At 66.6% G+C, this 14,758-nt stretch carries 10 protein-coding genes; 5 read left to right on the forward strand and 5 right to left on the reverse strand.

Features of this window, described 5'->3' with window-relative positions; translation table 11 throughout:
- The first annotated feature begins 21 nt into the window (after positions 1-21).
- Together AC1RAA_RS07030 and AC1RAA_RS07035 are read left to right on the forward strand one after the other, a co-directional pair.
- On the forward strand, positions 22-1,647 hold the full coding sequence (locus AC1RAA_RS07030; protein WP_492727363.1) for a 4-hydroxyphenylacetate 3-hydroxylase family protein: 1,626 nt from the start codon (positions 22-24) through the stop codon (positions 1,645-1,647).
- Between the two features lie 10 nt (positions 1,648-1,657).
- The gene (locus AC1RAA_RS07035; protein ID WP_492727365.1) at positions 1,658-2,458 is read left to right on the forward strand and encodes an alpha/beta hydrolase; all 801 of its coding nucleotides are present in this window, start codon (positions 1,658-1,660) and stop codon (positions 2,456-2,458) included.
- An 8-nt stretch (positions 2,459-2,466) separates the two neighbouring features.
- On the opposite strand, the gene AC1RAA_RS07040 is transcribed toward AC1RAA_RS07035, so the two are convergent.
- Complete coding sequence (locus tag AC1RAA_RS07040) at positions 2,467-3,519, reverse strand: PQQ-dependent sugar dehydrogenase (protein ID WP_492728340.1); 1,053 nt, start codon at positions 3,517-3,519, stop codon at positions 2,467-2,469.
- A 322-nt stretch (positions 3,520-3,841) separates the two neighbouring features.
- Between AC1RAA_RS07040 and AC1RAA_RS07045 the strand changes: the two genes are divergently transcribed.
- Positions 3,842-4,417 (forward strand): C40 family peptidase, encoded by a 576-nt coding sequence (locus tag AC1RAA_RS07045; RefSeq protein WP_062480809.1) that lies wholly within the window; start codon positions 3,842-3,844, stop codon positions 4,415-4,417.
- Between the two features lie 89 nt (positions 4,418-4,506).
- On the opposite strand, the gene lpdA is transcribed toward AC1RAA_RS07045, so the two are convergent.
- From lpdA to aceE, 4 genes are read right to left on the reverse strand one after another with little or no spacing between them, the layout of a single operon-like run.
- On the reverse strand, positions 4,507-6,333 hold the full coding sequence (lpdA, locus tag AC1RAA_RS07050) for a dihydrolipoyl dehydrogenase (RefSeq protein WP_492727369.1): 1,827 nt from the start codon (positions 6,331-6,333) through the stop codon (positions 4,507-4,509).
- Positions 6,330-6,923 (reverse strand): Ntn hydrolase family protein, encoded by a 594-nt coding sequence (locus AC1RAA_RS07055; protein ID WP_095745669.1) that lies wholly within the window; start codon positions 6,921-6,923, stop codon positions 6,330-6,332. The genes lpdA and AC1RAA_RS07055 overlap by 4 nt, the downstream gene beginning before the upstream one ends.
- Complete coding sequence (gene aceF / locus AC1RAA_RS07060; protein ID WP_492727372.1) at positions 6,920-8,566, reverse strand: dihydrolipoyllysine-residue acetyltransferase; 1,647 nt, start codon at positions 8,564-8,566, stop codon at positions 6,920-6,922. The genes AC1RAA_RS07055 and aceF overlap by 4 nt, the downstream gene beginning before the upstream one ends.
- Before the next feature lie 49 nt (positions 8,567-8,615).
- Entirely contained in the window at positions 8,616-11,345 is a 2,730-nt protein-coding gene (gene aceE / locus AC1RAA_RS07065; RefSeq protein WP_492727374.1) for a pyruvate dehydrogenase (acetyl-transferring), homodimeric type, read from the reverse strand.
- Between the two features lie 183 nt (positions 11,346-11,528).
- Between aceE and AC1RAA_RS07070 the strand changes: the two genes are divergently transcribed.
- Entirely contained in the window at positions 11,529-14,069 is a 2,541-nt protein-coding gene (locus tag AC1RAA_RS07070; RefSeq protein ID WP_062479933.1) for a PAS domain-containing sensor histidine kinase, read from the forward strand.
- Positions 14,066-14,701 carry a response regulator transcription factor gene (locus AC1RAA_RS07075; RefSeq protein WP_056580071.1) on the forward strand — a complete coding sequence of 212 codons (636 nt, stop codon included), beginning with the start codon at positions 14,066-14,068 and terminating at the stop codon, positions 14,699-14,701. Before AC1RAA_RS07070 ends, AC1RAA_RS07075 begins: the two co-directional genes overlap by 4 nt.
- Positions 14,702-14,758 lie beyond the last annotated feature (57 nt).

Genomic DNA, 14,758 nt, shown 5'->3' on the forward strand with positions numbered 1-14,758 from the left:
AGCCCCCGGAGACAACCACGCATGAATGCCCCACCTTCCGACGCCCTCCTCATGTCCGGCGCCGACTACCGTGAATCGCTGCGCCGCTACACGCCCACCGTGTTCGTCGACGGCCGCCGCGTCGCCAGCGTGGCCGACGAGCCCGCCCTCCAGCCCGGCATCAACGCCATCGCCCTCACCTACGACCACGCGCTGAAGTCCGAGTACGCCCCACTCATGACCGCCGTGCAGCACACCAGCGGCAAGCGCGTGAACCGGCTCTCGCATATCAACACCAGCTCGGGCGACCTGCTCAACAAGCTCGAGGCCGTGCGGCTGGTCTGCCAGGAAACCGGCTGCGCCCAGCGCTACCTGACGCACGACGCGCTCAACGCCATCGCCCAGGTGTCGGCGCGCATCGACGACGCACGCGGCAGCACCGAGCACACCGCCCGTTTCCACGACTACCTGCACCGCATCCAGGACCAGGACCTGACCCTGGGCGTCGCAATGACCGACGCCAAGGGCGACCGCAGCCGCCGGCCGCACGAGCAGGCGAACGTCGACAGCTACCTGCACGTGGTCGAGCGCAACGCGCGCGGCATCGTCATCTCGGGTACCAAGGCCATCGTGACCGGCGCGCCGTACGTGCACGAACTGCTGGTCATGCCCTGCCGGAACATGGCCAAGGAAGACGCCGACTTCGCCGTCTGCTGCGCCGTGCCGCTCGATGCGCCCGGGCTCACCATCGTCGCGCGGCCGGCCGGTCGGCCCGGCGAGAAGCTCGAGCACGGGGACGCCCTGTTCAGCCGCAAGTACGGCCAGAGCACCGGCGTGTGCATGTTCGACCGCGTGTTCGTGCCGTGGGAGCGCGTGTTCTACGCCGGCGAATGGGAGCACTCGGGCCACCTCACCTACAGCTACGCCACGCACCACCGCCACAGCTGCATCGCGGCCCGCGCCGGCTTCGGCGACCTGCTGATCGGCGCCGGTGCGCTGATGTGCGAGGCCAACGGCTTCGACCCCGGCAAGGAGAGCCACCTGCGCGAGCAGATGGTCGAGCTCATCACCATCACCGAGAGCTTCTTCGCCTGCGGCGTGGCGGCCAGCGTCTACGGCAAGGCCGACGACCACTGCGAGGTCTTCATGCCCGACCCGGTGTTCAGCAACATCGGCAAGCTGCTGCTGGCCACGAAGATCTACGACATGCACCGCATCGCGCACTACGTGAGCGGCGGCCTCATCGTCACCCTGCCCGGCCCGGACGAAGACCACAACCCCGAGACGGCGGCGCGGCTGTCCGACGTGCTGCGCGCCAACCCCGCCATTCCCTACGAACAGCGCATCGAGACGGCGCGCTTCATCGAAGACCTCACGGCCGGCTACCAGGGCGGCTGGTACAGCGTGATCAGCTTGCATGGCGGCGGCTCGCCGGCGGCGATGAAGCAGGAGATCTGGCGCAACTACCCGGTCGGCTCGAAGGTCGAGCTGGTCGAGCGGTTGCTCGAGCGCGGCATCGCGGCCGACGGCACGCCGGCCGCCGCGCCGCACGACCCGCGCCGCGCCATCACGAAGAACCGCCAGCCCGGCAAGTGCTGCGACACCGGCTGCACCGTGCCGGGACAGCCTGTGATGGTCGACCTGCCAATTCCGGTGTCGCGCACCTAGACTCCGGCGGATGCAGACCCTGTCGCTCCTGCGCCGCCGCCTCGCCCTGCTCCTCGGCGCCGCCTCGTTGCTGCTGCTCGCCGGCTGCAGCGGGTTGCGTGCCGCCGAGGCGCCGCTGGCCACCACACTGGAAAAGAGCAGCTGCATCCGCAACGCCGACACGCTGATCGTGCTGCTGCCCGGCGCCTACTCGGCGCCCGAGGAGTTCGAGCGCGAAGGCCTCATCGACGCACTGAACGAGAACCGGCTCGCCGTCGACACCCTGCGCGTCGACGCCCACATGGGCTACTACCGCAACAAGACCATCCTCGACCGGCTGGATCGGGACGTGATCGCACCGGCGCGCCGCCAGGGCTACAAGGCGATCTGGATCGCAGGCATCTCGGTCGGCGGTTTCGGCGGGCTGCTGTATGCCCAGACGCACCCCGGCGACCTCGCCGGCCTGGTCGTGCTGGCGCCCTACCTGGGCGAACGCGTGCTGAGCCAGGACATCGCCAATGCCGGCGGCCTGTCGCGCTGGCGCGGCCCGCTCGAGGCGCCGCCCGGCAGCGACCCGCGCACGCCCAGCGACACGCAGCTGTGGCAATGGCTGCGCGGCTACGTCGGCCACACCCGCACCTTCGGCGACCGGCCGCCGCTGTACCTGGGCTACGCGCTCGACGACCGCTTCGCCTTCAGCCACCGGCTGCTGGCCGGGGCGCTGCCGGCGGAACGCGTGGTCACGACCGACGGCGGGCACGACTGGCCCGAGTGGCGGCGGCTCTGGCGCCGCCTGCTGCCGACGCTGCCGCTGCCGGGCTGCCCGGGCTGAGCCGTCGGTCAGTTCGGCCGCAGGCGCAGCAGCTTGCCGTCGGACTCGTCGGTGAGCACGTAGAGCAGGCCGTCCGGCCCCTGCTTCACGTCGCGGATGCGGGCGCGGCCGTCGGCCAGCAGCTTGTGCTCGGCAACCACCTTGTCGTCCTTCAGTTCGATGCGGTCGAGGTACCCGAACTTCAGCGAGCCCACGAAGAGGTTGCCCTTCCAGCCGGCGCCGTAGCGGTCGCTGGTAAGGAAGGCCATGCCCGAGGGCGCGATCGACGGCACCCAGTAATGCAGCGGCTGCGCCATGCCGTCCTTGCGGGTGATGCCCTCGCCGATCTTGCCGCCGCCGTAGTTCTCGCCGTAGGTGATCACCGGCCAGCCATGGTTGACGCCGGCGCGCGGGATGTTGATCTCGTCGCCGCCCTGCGGGCCGTGCTCCGTCATCCAGAAGCGGCCATCGGACGCGAGCGTCGCGCCCTGGCTGTTGCGGTGGCCGTAGCTCCAGATCTCGGGCAGCGCCCCCGGCTTGCCGACGAAGGGGTTGTCTTTCGGCACGCTGCCGTCCTTGGCGATGCGCACCACCTTGCCGTGGTGGTTGTCGAGCGTCTGCGCATCGTCCTTGCGGCTGAAGCGGTCGCCGAGCGTGAGAAAGAGAGTCCCGTCGCGGGACTCGACGATGCGGCAGCCGAAGTGCGCGCGGCTCGCGACCTTGGGCTTCTGGCTGAAGATGACCTGCAATGCTTCCAGCTTCGTGCCGTCGGCCGACAGACGGGCGCGTGCAAGCGCAGTGCTGTTGGCCGATCCGCCGGCCGCCTCGGGTTCCGAATAGCAGAAGTACAGGGTGCGGTTCTGCGCGAAGCCGCTGTCGGCCAGCACGTCGAGCAGCCCGCCCTGCCCGCCCGCCGCGATGGACGGCAGGCCCTGGATGGGCGCGCCCAGCTTGCCGTCGGCCGCCACCAGCCGCAGGCGGCCGGGCTTCTCGGTGACCACGAAACGGCCTTCCGGCAGGAAGGCGACGCCCCAGGGGTTTTCAAGACCGGAAGCGACGGTTTCGGTACGCACCTGCGCCATGGCCGCGCCAGCCAGGCCACACCCCGCGAGCACCAAGAGGCTTCCCAGGGAGCGAAGAAAGGAGCGATTCTGCAAGTTCATGAAGATTTCCTGAATTTGAGGCCATCTTGACAACAAATGGAACGCACATGTCGACTTTTAAGACCGCAAAGTCATATCGACCAAGGTGTTTACATTCGAATCCTTATGCCGCATAAACGTTCACCGTTACATTTTTTCTTCCGCCGGATCGAAAAAACACATGTAAATCAATGGTTTACGCGCGCATTCAACAATTCAGATTAAATTGACATAACTGCGCGTCATCAATATCCTACGCGCCATGCGTTTTTTCGTCCTACCCGTATCCCTCCTGTTCGCCGTGGCCGTCCACGCCGCCCCCCCTCAACAGGATCGATCGGATGAGATGGACCGAATCCTTGCCGAACGCGGCCTGGTCGGCCAGTTCCATCAGGTTCGCCAGACCGTCGCAGAGCGCACGTCCGACCTCGTCGTGACCGCCATCGGTTTCCTCGGCGTTCCTTACCGCCGTGGCGGCAACACCGCCGAATCCGGCTTCGATTGCAGCGGCTTCGTCCGCGCCATGTACAACCAGACGGTGGGCCATGTGCTCCCGCGCCGCGCCGAAGAACAGGCCGCCGCCACCGAGAAGATCGACCGCAGCCAGCTCAAGCCCGGCGACCTCGTGTTCTTCAACACCATGCGCCGCACCTTCAGCCACGTCGGCATCTACGTCGGCGAAGGCAAGTTCATCCATTCCCCCCGCTCCGGTGCCCAGGTCCGTGTCGAAGACATGAACGGCAGCTACTGGCAGCGCCGCTTCGACGGCGCCCGCCGCGTGCTCAGCGGCCAGGGCGACGAGGTCAAGGCGGCGGCCATGGGCACCGCCAGCGACTGATTCGATTTCCCCGAATCCCGGACGAAAAAAAATCCCGCCGCGGCGGGATTTTTTGTGGGCGCCAGTTCGGCGCCCTTCTTATATGTCGCTCAGGCCTTCTTCGCCGGCGGCAGGTCCGTGCAGGTGCCGTGCGCCACTTCGGCCGCCATGCCGATGCTTTCGCCCAGCGTCGGGTGCGGATGGATGGTCTTGCCGATGTCGATCTCGTCCGCGCCCATCTCGATGGCCAGCGCGATCTCGCCGATCATGTCGCCGGCGTGCGTGCCGACGATGCCGCCACCCAGGATGCGGTGCGTCTCGGCGTCGAACAGCAGCTTGGTGAAGCCTTCGTCGCGGCCGTTGGCAATGGCGCGGCCCGAAGCCGTCCACGGGAAGTGGCCCTTCTTGACCTTGATGCCTTCGGCCTTGGCCTGGTCTTCCGTGAGACCGACCCATGCCACTTCGGGATCGGTGTAGGCCACGCTGGGGATCACGCGGGCGTTGAAGGCGGCGCTCGAGAGCTCCTTGTCGCCCTTCTGCTCGCCGGCAATCACCTCGGCCGCCACGTGCGCCTCGTGCACCGCCTTGTGCGCGAGCATGGGCTGGCCCACGATGTCGCCGATGGCGAAGATGTGGGGCACGTTGGTGCGCATCTGGATGTCGACCGGAATGAAGCCGCGGTCGCTCACCGTGATGCCGGCCTTCTCGGCGCCGATCTTCTTGCCGTTCGGGCTGCGGCCCACGGCCTGCAGCACGAGGTCGTACACCTGCGGTTCCTTCGGCGCGTTCTCGCCCTCGAAGGTGACCTTGATGCCGTCCTTCGTGGCTTCGGCGCCGACCGTCTTGGTCTTGAGCATGATGTTGTCGAAGCGCGGCGCGTTCATCTTCTGCCAGACCTTCACGAGGTCGCGGTCGGCGCCCTGCATGAGGCCGTCGAGCATCTCGACCACATCGAGGCGCGCACCCAGCGTCGAATACACCGTGCCCATTTCGAGGCCGATGATGCCGCCGCCCAGCACCAGCATGCGCTTGGGGTCGGTGCCCATCTCGAGCGCACCGGTCGAGTCGACCACGCGCGGGTCCTTCGGCATGAAGGGCAGGCTGACCGACTGCGAACCGGCCGCGATGATCGCGTTGCGGAACTTGACGGTCTGCTTCTTGCCGGTGGTGTCCCAGCTCGTGCCGGAGGTCTCTTCGACTTCCAGGTGGTACGGGTCGATGAAGTTGCCCACGCCGCGCAGCACCGTCACCTTGCGCATCTTGGCCATGGCCGTGAGGCCGCCGGTGAGCTTGCCCACCACCTTGTTCTTGTGGCCGAGCAGCTTGGCGCGATCGACCGTGGGCGCGGCGAAGCTCACGCCCAGGTCGGCGAAGTGCTTCACCTCGTCCATGACGGAAGCGACGTGCAGCAGCGCCTTCGACGGAATGCAGCCGACGTTCAGGCACACGCCGCCGAGCGTGGCGTAGCGTTCGATCAGCACGACCTTCAGGCCGAGGTCGGCCGCGCGGAAGGCGGCCGAGTAGCCGCCGGGGCCGGCGCCGAGCACGACCACGTCGCACTCGACATCGACCTTGCCGCCGTAGCTGGGCACCACCACGGACGCTGCCGCGGCGGGGGCCGGTGCGGCCGCCTTGGGCGTTGGCGCAGCAGCTGCGGCCGGTGCGGGTGCCGCCGCAGCCGGCGCGGGCGCGGCGGCCCCGTCGACTTCGAGCGTCAGCACGACCGAACCTTGCTTGACCTTGTCGCCGACCTTCACGGCCAGCGACTTCACCACGCCGGCGGCCGACGACGGAATTTCCATCGAGGCCTTGTCCGATTCGACCGTGATGAGCGACTGCTCGGCCTTGACCGTGTCGCCGACGTTGACCAGCACCTCGATCACCGCGACTTCGTCGAAGTCGCCGATGTCCGGCACCTTGATGTGTTGTTCGCTCATTTGGACACTTTCAGTTTGAGTGTGAGAACGTCGGCCGGCAGGGCCGAATTGCGATCGAATTCGCAGGCGGCGGCGATGCCCGCCTCCGCCACGTCGCGCGCGTTGCGCGACTTGTTGTCATAGGCCGCGTGCATGGCGCCGAGCGCGAAGCTGCGTCCCGAGCCGATGGCCCAGTACTGCTTGAACTCGAACACCTCGCGGTAGCTGTAGATGCCGTAGATGCCGCTCGGGTTGGCCAGCAGCATGGTGAACTGGCTCGACTCGTAGGGCTCGTGCTCGTCTTCCTTGGTCTGCATGAAGAACGAATCCTTCAGCACTGGATGCAGCTGCGTGAAGGTGTGAAACACCTCGTGCTTGCTGCCGAACTGCAGCGCCTCGCGCGGCTGGGCCGCCAGCGCATGCTGGAGTACCAGCTGGTGCGCGGCGGCGCCCGCCACCGCGAACAGGCTCTGGCCCGCGGCATCCTCGACAGTGAAGATCTTCTGGTTCGCTTCGGCGTTGTGCGACATGCGCGTGTCGCCGAAGGTCACCAGCGAGTCTGCCGCCATCGTGACCTGGCCGCCTTTGCGGACGGCCACTACGGTGGTCATAGCAGGATGCGACGGTAGTCCGCGAGCACTTGCCCCAGGTAGGCGTTGAAACGCGCAGCCAGGGCGCCATCGATCACGCGGTGGTCGTACGACAGCGACAGCGGCAGCGTGAGACGCGGCACGAACTGCTTGCCATCCCACACCGGCTTCATCTGGCCCTTGGAGAGGCCGAGGATGGCCACTTCGGGGGCGTTGATGATGGGCGTGAAGTGCGTACCGCCAATGCCGCCGAGCGAGCTGATCGAGAAGCAGCCGCCCTGCATGTCGGCCGAGCCGAGCTTGCCGTCGCGCGCCTTCTTGGCGAGTTCGCCCATCTCGGCGCTGATCTGCAGGATGCCCTTCTTGTCGGCATCTTTCAGCACCGGCACCACGAGCCCGTTGGGCGTGTCGGCCGCGAAGCCGATGTTGTAGTACTGCTTGTAGACGAGCTGGTCGCCGTCCAGGCTGGTGTTGAAGTCGGGGAATTTCTTCAGCGCCGCGACCACCGCCTTGATCACGAAGGCCAGCATCGTGACCTTGATGCCCGACTTCTCGTTCTCCTTGTTGGTGGAGACGCGGAAGGCCTCGAGCTCGGTGATGTCGGCTTCGTCGTTGTTGGTGACGTGCGGGATCATCACCCAGTTGCGGTGCAGGTTCGCGCCGCTGAGCTTCTTGATGCGCGACAGGTCCTTGCGCTCGACGGTGCCGAACTTCGTGAAGTCGACCTTCGGCCACGGGATGAGGCCCAGCGCCGCGCCGTCGCCACCACCACCGGCCGGCGCCTTGGCCGCCGAGGCCTTGGTGCTGGCCTGGCCGCTCATCACGGCCTTGGTGAAGTTCTGGACGTCTTCCTGCGTGATGCGGCCCTTGAGACCGGAACCCTTGACCTCTTCGAGCGGCACGCCGAGTTCGCGTGCGAACTTGCGCACCGAGGGCGAGGCGTGCGGCAGGCTGCCGGTGGGAGCCGACGTCGGTTGGTGGGCCGGGGCGGCTGCAGCAGGTGCTGCGGCGGCCGGCGCAGGTGCGCTGGCGGTTGCTGCGGCGGGCGCGGCAGCCGCAGCCTGTGCCGGCGCGGGTGCTGGTGCCGCGGCACCTGCGGCGCCTTCGAGCACCGCGATCAGATCGCCGATGTTGACGGTGTCGCCCACCTTGACCTTGAGTTCCTTCAGCACGCCGGCAGCCGACGACGGGATTTCCATCGAGGCCTTGTCCGACTCCACCGTGATCAGCGACTGCTCGGCGGCGATGGTGTCACCCACCTTCACCAGCAGCTCGATGACCGCGACGTCCTTGAAGTCGCCGATGTCCGGCACCTTGACGTCGACCGGGCCCGACGCAACCGCTGCAGCCGGAGCGGCAGCAGCCGGCGCAGGCGCTGCGGCAGCGGGTGCCGCAGCAGCCGGTGCCGGGGCGGCGGCAGCCGCGCCCTCGGCCTCGACCACCAGCACCACCGAGCCTTCCTTGACCTTGTCGCCCACGGCGACCTTGATTTCCTTGACCACACCGGCCGTGGACGACGGGATTTCCATCGACGCCTTGTCCGATTCGACCGTGATGAGCGACTGTTCGGCCTTGACCGTGTCGCCCACCTTCACGAGCACCTCGATCACCGCGACTTCATCGAAATCGCCGATGTCCGGCACCTTCACTTCCACTGCTGCCATATCGTTGTCTCCCGCCGTCAGGCGCCGTTCGTTCGTTGGTTGTTGATGTTCAAGCGTAAAGCGGGTTGACCTTGTCGACATTGATGCCGTACTTCTTGATCGCTTCCACCACCTTGGCCACCGGCACGATGCCATCTTCGCTCAGCGCCTTGAGCGCAGCCACGACGATGTAGTGACGATTGATCTCAAAGTGTTCGCGCAGCTTGGCGCGGAAGTCGCTGCGGCCGAAACCGTCGGTGCCCAGCACCTTGTAGTTGCGGCCCTTGGGCACGAAGGGACGGATCTGCTCGGCGTAGGCCTTCATGTAGTCGGTCGACGCGATCACCGGGCCGGTCGAGGCACCCAGTTGCTCGGCCACGAAGGGCACGCGCGGCGTCTGGTCGGGGTGCAGCAGGTTCCAGCGGTCGGCGTCCTGGCCGTCGCGGGTCAGCTCGTTGAAGCTCGGGCAGCTCCACACCGAAGCCGACACGCCCCACTCCTTCTCGAGCAGTTCCTGTGCGGCAAAGCTCTCGCGCAGGATGGTGCCGCTGCCCAGCAGTTGCACGGTCGGTGCTTCCTTGGCGCCCTTGGCGGCCTTGACCACCGGGCCCTGCTTGGACAGGTACATGCCCTTGATGATCTGCTCTTCGGTGCCGGGCTGCAGGCCGGGCATCGCGTAGTTCTCGTTGAGCAGCGTCAGGTAGTAGTAGACGTTGTCCTGCTTCTCGACCATGCGCTTCAAGCCGTGGTGCAGGATCACGCCGACTTCGTGCGCGAAGGTCGGGTCGTAGCTCACGCAGTTCGGGATGGTGTTGGCCAGGATGTGGCTGTGGCCGTCTTCGTGCTGCAGGCCTTCGCCGTTCAGCGTGGTGCGTCCCGAGGTGCCGCCCAGCAGGAAACCGCGGGCCTGCATGTCGCCGGCCGCCCAGGCCAGGTCGCCGATGCGCTGGAAGCCGAACATCGAGTAGTACACGTAGAACGGCACCATGATGCGGTTGTTCGTGCTGTACGACGTGGCCGCAGCGATCCAGCTGGACATGCCGCCGGCTTCGTTGATGCCCTCTTGCAGGATCTGGCCGGCCTTGTCTTCCTTGTAGTACATGACCTGGTCCTTGTCGACCGGGGTGTACTGCTGACCGTGCGGGTTGTAGATGCCGATCTGGCGGAACAGGCCTTCCATGCCGAAGGTGCGGGCCTCGTCCACCAGGATGGGCACGACGCGCGGGCCCAGGGCCTTGTCGCGCAGCAGCTGCGTGAGGAAGCGCACGTAGGCTTGCGTGGTCGAGATCTCGCGGCCTTCGGCCGTGGGCTCCATCACCGCCTTGAAGGTGTCGAGCGAGGGCACCGTGAAGCTCTCGTCGGCCTTGACGCGGCGGTGCGGCAGGTAGCCGCCCAGGGCCTTGCGGCGCTCGTGCAGGTAGCGCATTTCCGGCGTGTCGTCGGCCGGCTTGTAGAACGGCAGCTCGGCGATCTGGCTGTCGGGAATCGGGATGTTGAAGCGGTCGCGGAAGGCCTTGATGTCCTCGTCGCCGAGCTTCTTGGTCTGGTGGACCGTGTTCTTGCCTTCGCCGATCTTGCCCATGCCGAAGCCCTTGACGGTCTTGACGAGCAGCACCGAGGGCTGGCCCTTGTGGTTCTGGGCGGCGTGGAAGGCGGCGTACACCTTCTGCGAATCGTGGCCGCCGCGCTGCAGGTTCCAGACCTCGTCGTCGGTCAGGTGCTCGACCATCTTCAGCGTGCGCGGGTCGCGGCCGAAGAAGTTCTTGCGCACGTAGGCGCCGTCGTTGGCCTTGAACGACTGGTAGTCCCCGTCGTTGCACTCCATCATGATCTTGCGCAGCGCGCCGTCATGGTCCTTCTCGAGCAGGGCATCCCAGCCCTTGCCCCAGATCAGCTTGATGACGTTCCAGTTGGCGCCGCGGAACTCGCCTTCGAGCTCCTGGATGATCTTGCCGTTGCCGCGCACCGGGCCGTCCAGGCGCTGCAGGTTGCAGTTGATGACGAAGATCAGGTTGTCGAGGTTCTCGCGCGCGGCCAGGCCGATGGCGCCCAGCGATTCGACTTCGTCCATTTCGCCGTCGCCGCAGAACACCCAGACCTTGCGGTTCTCGGTGTTGGCGATGCCGCGGGCGTGCAGGTACTTCAGGAAGCGCGCCTGGTAGATCGCCATCAGCGGGCCCAGGCCCATCGACACCGTGGGGAACTGCCAGAACTCGGGCATCAGCTTGGGATGCGGGTAGCTCGACAGGCCCTTGCCGTCCACTTCCTGACGGAAGTTGAGCAGCTGGTCTTCGGAGAGGCGGCCTTCCAGGTAGGCGCGGGCATAGATGCCGGGCGACACGTGGCCCTGGATGTACAGCAGGTCGCCGCCGTGGTTTTCGCTCTCGGCGTGCCAGAAGTGGTTGAAGCCGGCGCCGAACATGCTGGCCAGCGAGGCGAAGGAACCGATGTGGCCGCCCAGGTCACCGCCTTCGGGCGGGTGGATGCGGTTGGCCTTGACCACCATGGCCATGGCGTTCCAGCGCATGTAGGCGCGCAGGCGCTGTTCGATCTCGAGGTTGCCGGGGCTGCGGGCTTCCACGCCCGGCTCGATGGTGTTCACGTAGCCGGTGTTGGCCGAGAACGGCATGTCGACGCTGTTCTGGCGCGCATGTTCGAGCAGTTGTTCGAGCAGGAAGTGCGCCCGCTCGGGCCCTTCGCTCTGGATGACGGAAGACAGTGCATCCATCCATTCACGCGTCTCCTGGGCGTCCGCATCGTTTGCGGCCGAGCCGAACAGGTTCTCGGGATTTGCCGACATGCTTGTCTCTCCTTTTAGGGCTGTGGCTGTAATTTAGTGCGCTGGGCACCGAGCGCGCCGGAGTTTCGCATAGAAGTTTCCCTATTTCAAATAGTGCTTGCTGATTTCTTATTATGAAATATCAAGGAAGCACGTCCCCTGCAGGGCCTCTTGCCCGGGAGGGCCATCACCTAAACTCCGCCCATGCCCCTTTCCTCCCCGCTCGCGGTCGCCCGCAGTGCCGTCAAAGCCTCGCCGCTGTCCTGGTGGCGCACGTGGTGGCGCAAGCAGACACCGGTGCTGCAGGACGCCGTCGCGATGCTCGCGCCGATGGCGGCCGTGCTGCTGTTTCTCGCGGCCATCGTGTCGGCGTTCTGGTACCTGCGCTCCGAAGAAGTCGAGCGTGAGCAGGAGTCGGTGCGGCGCGATGTCGAGTACGCGCAACAGCGCATGCGACTTCGCCTGCTGGAGCGGCAGGAACAGCTGATGCGCATCGCGCGCGATGCCTCCAACCGCGAGATCGATCCGGTCGAGTTCACGAGCCGCGCCGAGTCGCTCGTGAGCCAGTTCCCCGAGCTGCAGACCATCAGCTGGATCGACGACCGCCGCCGCTTCAAGGCCGGCTATGCCGCGCCCAGCGTGCACCCGGCGCAACAGCACCTGATCGGCGACGTGCTGCGCCCCGGCGACATCGAAAGCAACTACGCGCTGGCGCGCGAGCTGCGCCAGCCGGTGTACTCGCAGCCCGTGGCCGGCGGTGAACCGGCCGCGATGCTGCAGCTGCACATCCCGCTGTTCGACCAGGGCCTGTTCGCGGGCGTCGTGCTCGGCGAGTTCTCCATTGACGGCCTGCTGCGCTATGGCATGCCCTCCGAGGTGCAGGCGCGCTATGCCGTGTCGCTGCTCGACGCCAAGGGCAACGTCATCGCCGGCAACACCACGCCGCTGAAGAACAGCGGCACCCGCCTGCTGCCCTGGACCGAAGCGACCAACGAATACGAAGTGCCGGTGTCGCCCGTGGGCAATGCGCTGATGCTGCGCGCGCAGGCCTACCGCACCTCGCAGGGCGTTGTGGGCAACGGCCTCTTCTGGCTCGTGTGCGCCCTCAGCGTGATGACCAGCTGGATGCTGATCGGCACCTGGCGCCACACACGCCGCCGCCTGCAGGCGCAGCAGCGGTTGGTGGCCGAGACCAACTTCCGCCGCGCGATGGAAAACTCCATGCTCACCGGCATGCGCGTGCTCGACCTGCAAGGTCGCATCACCTACGTGAACGCCGCGTTCTGCGCCATGACGGGCTGGAGCGAAGACGAACTGGTCGGCCAGACGCCGCCCTTCCCCTACTGGCTCGAATCCGACCGCGAGGTGATGAACGAGCGCCTCGAAGAAGAGCTGCACGGCCGCGCCCTGCCCGGCGGCTTCCAGGTGCGCGTGAAGCGCAAGAACGGCAGCGTCTTCAATGCGCGCCTGTATGTGTCGCCGCTGATCGACGCGCGCGGCCACCAGACCGGCTGGATGACGTCGATGACCGACATCACCGAGCCGACGCGCATCCGCGAGCAGCTGTCCGCCTCGTACGAACGCTTCACCACCGTGCTCGAGGCACTCGACGCCGCCGTGTCGGTGGCGCCCATCGGCAGCGAGGAGCTGCTGTTCGCCAACAAGCTGTACCGCCTGTGGTTCGGCTCCGACACCGTGGGCCACCTGGGCATGGTGGCGCAGGCCGGCGTGCCGCCGTCGAATGCGCACGACGAGGGCCTGGACGACGTCGACCCCTACGCCGGCCTGCCGATCGACACCCTCACCGCCGCCCAGACCGCGAACAACGAAATCTTCGTGCCGCATCTGGGCAAGTGGCTCGAGGTGCGCTCGCGCTACCTGACCTGGGTCGACGGTCGCCTGGCGCAGCTGGTGATCGCCACCGACATCACGCCGCGCCGCGACGCCGAAGAGCAGGCCGCCGCGCAGGCCGACAAGGCCCAGGCCGCAAGCCGCCTGATCACCATGGGCGAGATGGCCTCCAGCGTGGCGCACGAGCTCAACCAGCCGCTCACGGCCATCGCCAACTACTGCAACGGGATGATGTCGCGCATCAAGGGGCAGACGATCGACAACGACGCCCTGCTCGCCGCGCTCGAAAAAACCTCGAAGCAGGCGCAGCGCGCGGGCCAGATCATCCAGCGCATCCGCTCCTTCGTGAAGCGCAGCGAGCCCAACCGCACGCCGGCCGACGTCGCCACCATGGTGAGCGAGGCGGTCGAACTCGCGGGCATCGAACTGCGCCGGCGCAACGTGCGCCTGAACCACTACGTGGCCGCGCGGCTGCCGGTGGTGCGCGTCGACCCGATCCTCATCGAGCAGGTGATGGTCAACCTGCTGAAGAATGCGGCCGAATCCATCGACATCGCCGACCGCCCGCTGGCGCGCCGCAGCGTCGAGCTGCGCGTGCTGCCCAAGGTGATCGAGGGGCACAATGCCATCGAGTTCTCGGTGCAGGACACGGGCAAGGGCCTCTCGCCCGAGGTCATGGACCGGCTCTACGAGGCCTTCTTCTCCACCAAGCCCGAGGGCATGGGCATCGGGCTCAACCTGTGCCGCACCATCGTCGAGTCGCACCGCGGCCGGATGCAGGCGGAGAACATCTACAATGGCCCGGATGTGATCGGATGCCGTTTTTCCTTCTGGATTCCGGTGTTGGACGCTATCAGTTCCGTAGCAAGCGACGAGGCAAAGGTACCTGCATGAGTTTGATTCCGAAGAAGGGCACGGTCTATGTCGTCGATGACGACGAAGCCGTCCGCGATTCACTGCAATGGCTGCTCGAAGGCAAGGACTACAGAGTCCGCTGTTTCGAGTCCGCCGAATCCTTTCTCTCCCGATACGACCCGCGCGAAGTCGCCTGTCTGATCGTCGATATCCGCATGGCCGGCATGACCGGCCTCGAATTGCAGGATCGACTGATCGAACGGCGTTCTCCGTTGCCGATCGTGGTCATCACCGGCCACGGCGACGTGCCGATGGCGGTCGACAGCATGAAGAAGGGCGCGATGGATTTCATCCAGAAGCCCTTCAACGACGAAGAACTCGTGTCGTTGGTCGAGCGCATGCTCGAACACGCACGCGGCGCCTTCACGCAGCACCAGCAGTCGGCCAGCCGCGACGCGCTGCTGTCCAAGCTCACCGGCCGCGAGGCGCAGGTGCTTGAGCGCATCGTTGCCGGCCGCCTGAACAAGCAGATCGCCGACGACCTGGGCATCAGCATCAAGACGGTGGAGGCGCACCGTGCCAACATCATGGAAAAGCTCAACGCCAACACCGTGGCCGATCTGCTCAAGATCGCGCTCGGGCAAGCGGCCCCCGCGGCCAAGGCCTCCTGAGCCGCAGCTATCCCTGCGATAGCCACGCACCTTCCCCACGCCTGCGCAAGCGGGCGT

The sequence above is a fragment of the Variovorax sp. GW823-FHT04F07 genome (genome assembly GCF_058795995.1).

Bases quoted from the DNA above. Each gene is read 5' to 3' on its own strand.
- AC1RAA_RS07040 (WP_492728340.1), bottom strand. From the start codon at position 3,519: ATGGCGCAGGTGCGTACCGAAACCGTCGCTTCCGGTCTTGAAAACCCC.
- AC1RAA_RS07030 (WP_492727363.1), top strand. From the start codon at position 22: ATGAATGCCCCACCTTCCGACGCCCTCCTCATGTCCGGCGCCGACTAC.
- aceE (WP_492727374.1), bottom strand. From the start codon at position 11,345: ATGTCGGCAAATCCCGAGAACCTGTTCGGCTCGGCCGCAAACGATGCG.
- AC1RAA_RS07070 (WP_062479933.1), top strand. From the start codon at position 11,529: ATGCCCCTTTCCTCCCCGCTCGCGGTCGCCCGCAGTGCCGTCAAAGCC.
- aceF (WP_492727372.1), bottom strand. From the start codon at position 8,566: ATGGCAGCAGTGGAAGTGAAGGTGCCGGACATCGGCGATTTCGATGAA.
- AC1RAA_RS07045 (WP_062480809.1), top strand. From the start codon at position 3,842: ATGCGTTTTTTCGTCCTACCCGTATCCCTCCTGTTCGCCGTGGCCGTC.
- AC1RAA_RS07075 (WP_056580071.1), top strand. From the start codon at position 14,066: ATGAGTTTGATTCCGAAGAAGGGCACGGTCTATGTCGTCGATGACGAC.
- AC1RAA_RS07035 (WP_492727365.1), top strand. From the start codon at position 1,658: ATGCAGACCCTGTCGCTCCTGCGCCGCCGCCTCGCCCTGCTCCTCGGC.
- lpdA (WP_492727369.1), bottom strand. From the start codon at position 6,333: ATGAGCGAACAACACATCAAGGTGCCGGACATCGGCGACTTCGACGAA.
- AC1RAA_RS07055 (WP_095745669.1), bottom strand. From the start codon at position 6,923: ATGACCACCGTAGTGGCCGTCCGCAAAGGCGGCCAGGTCACGATGGCG.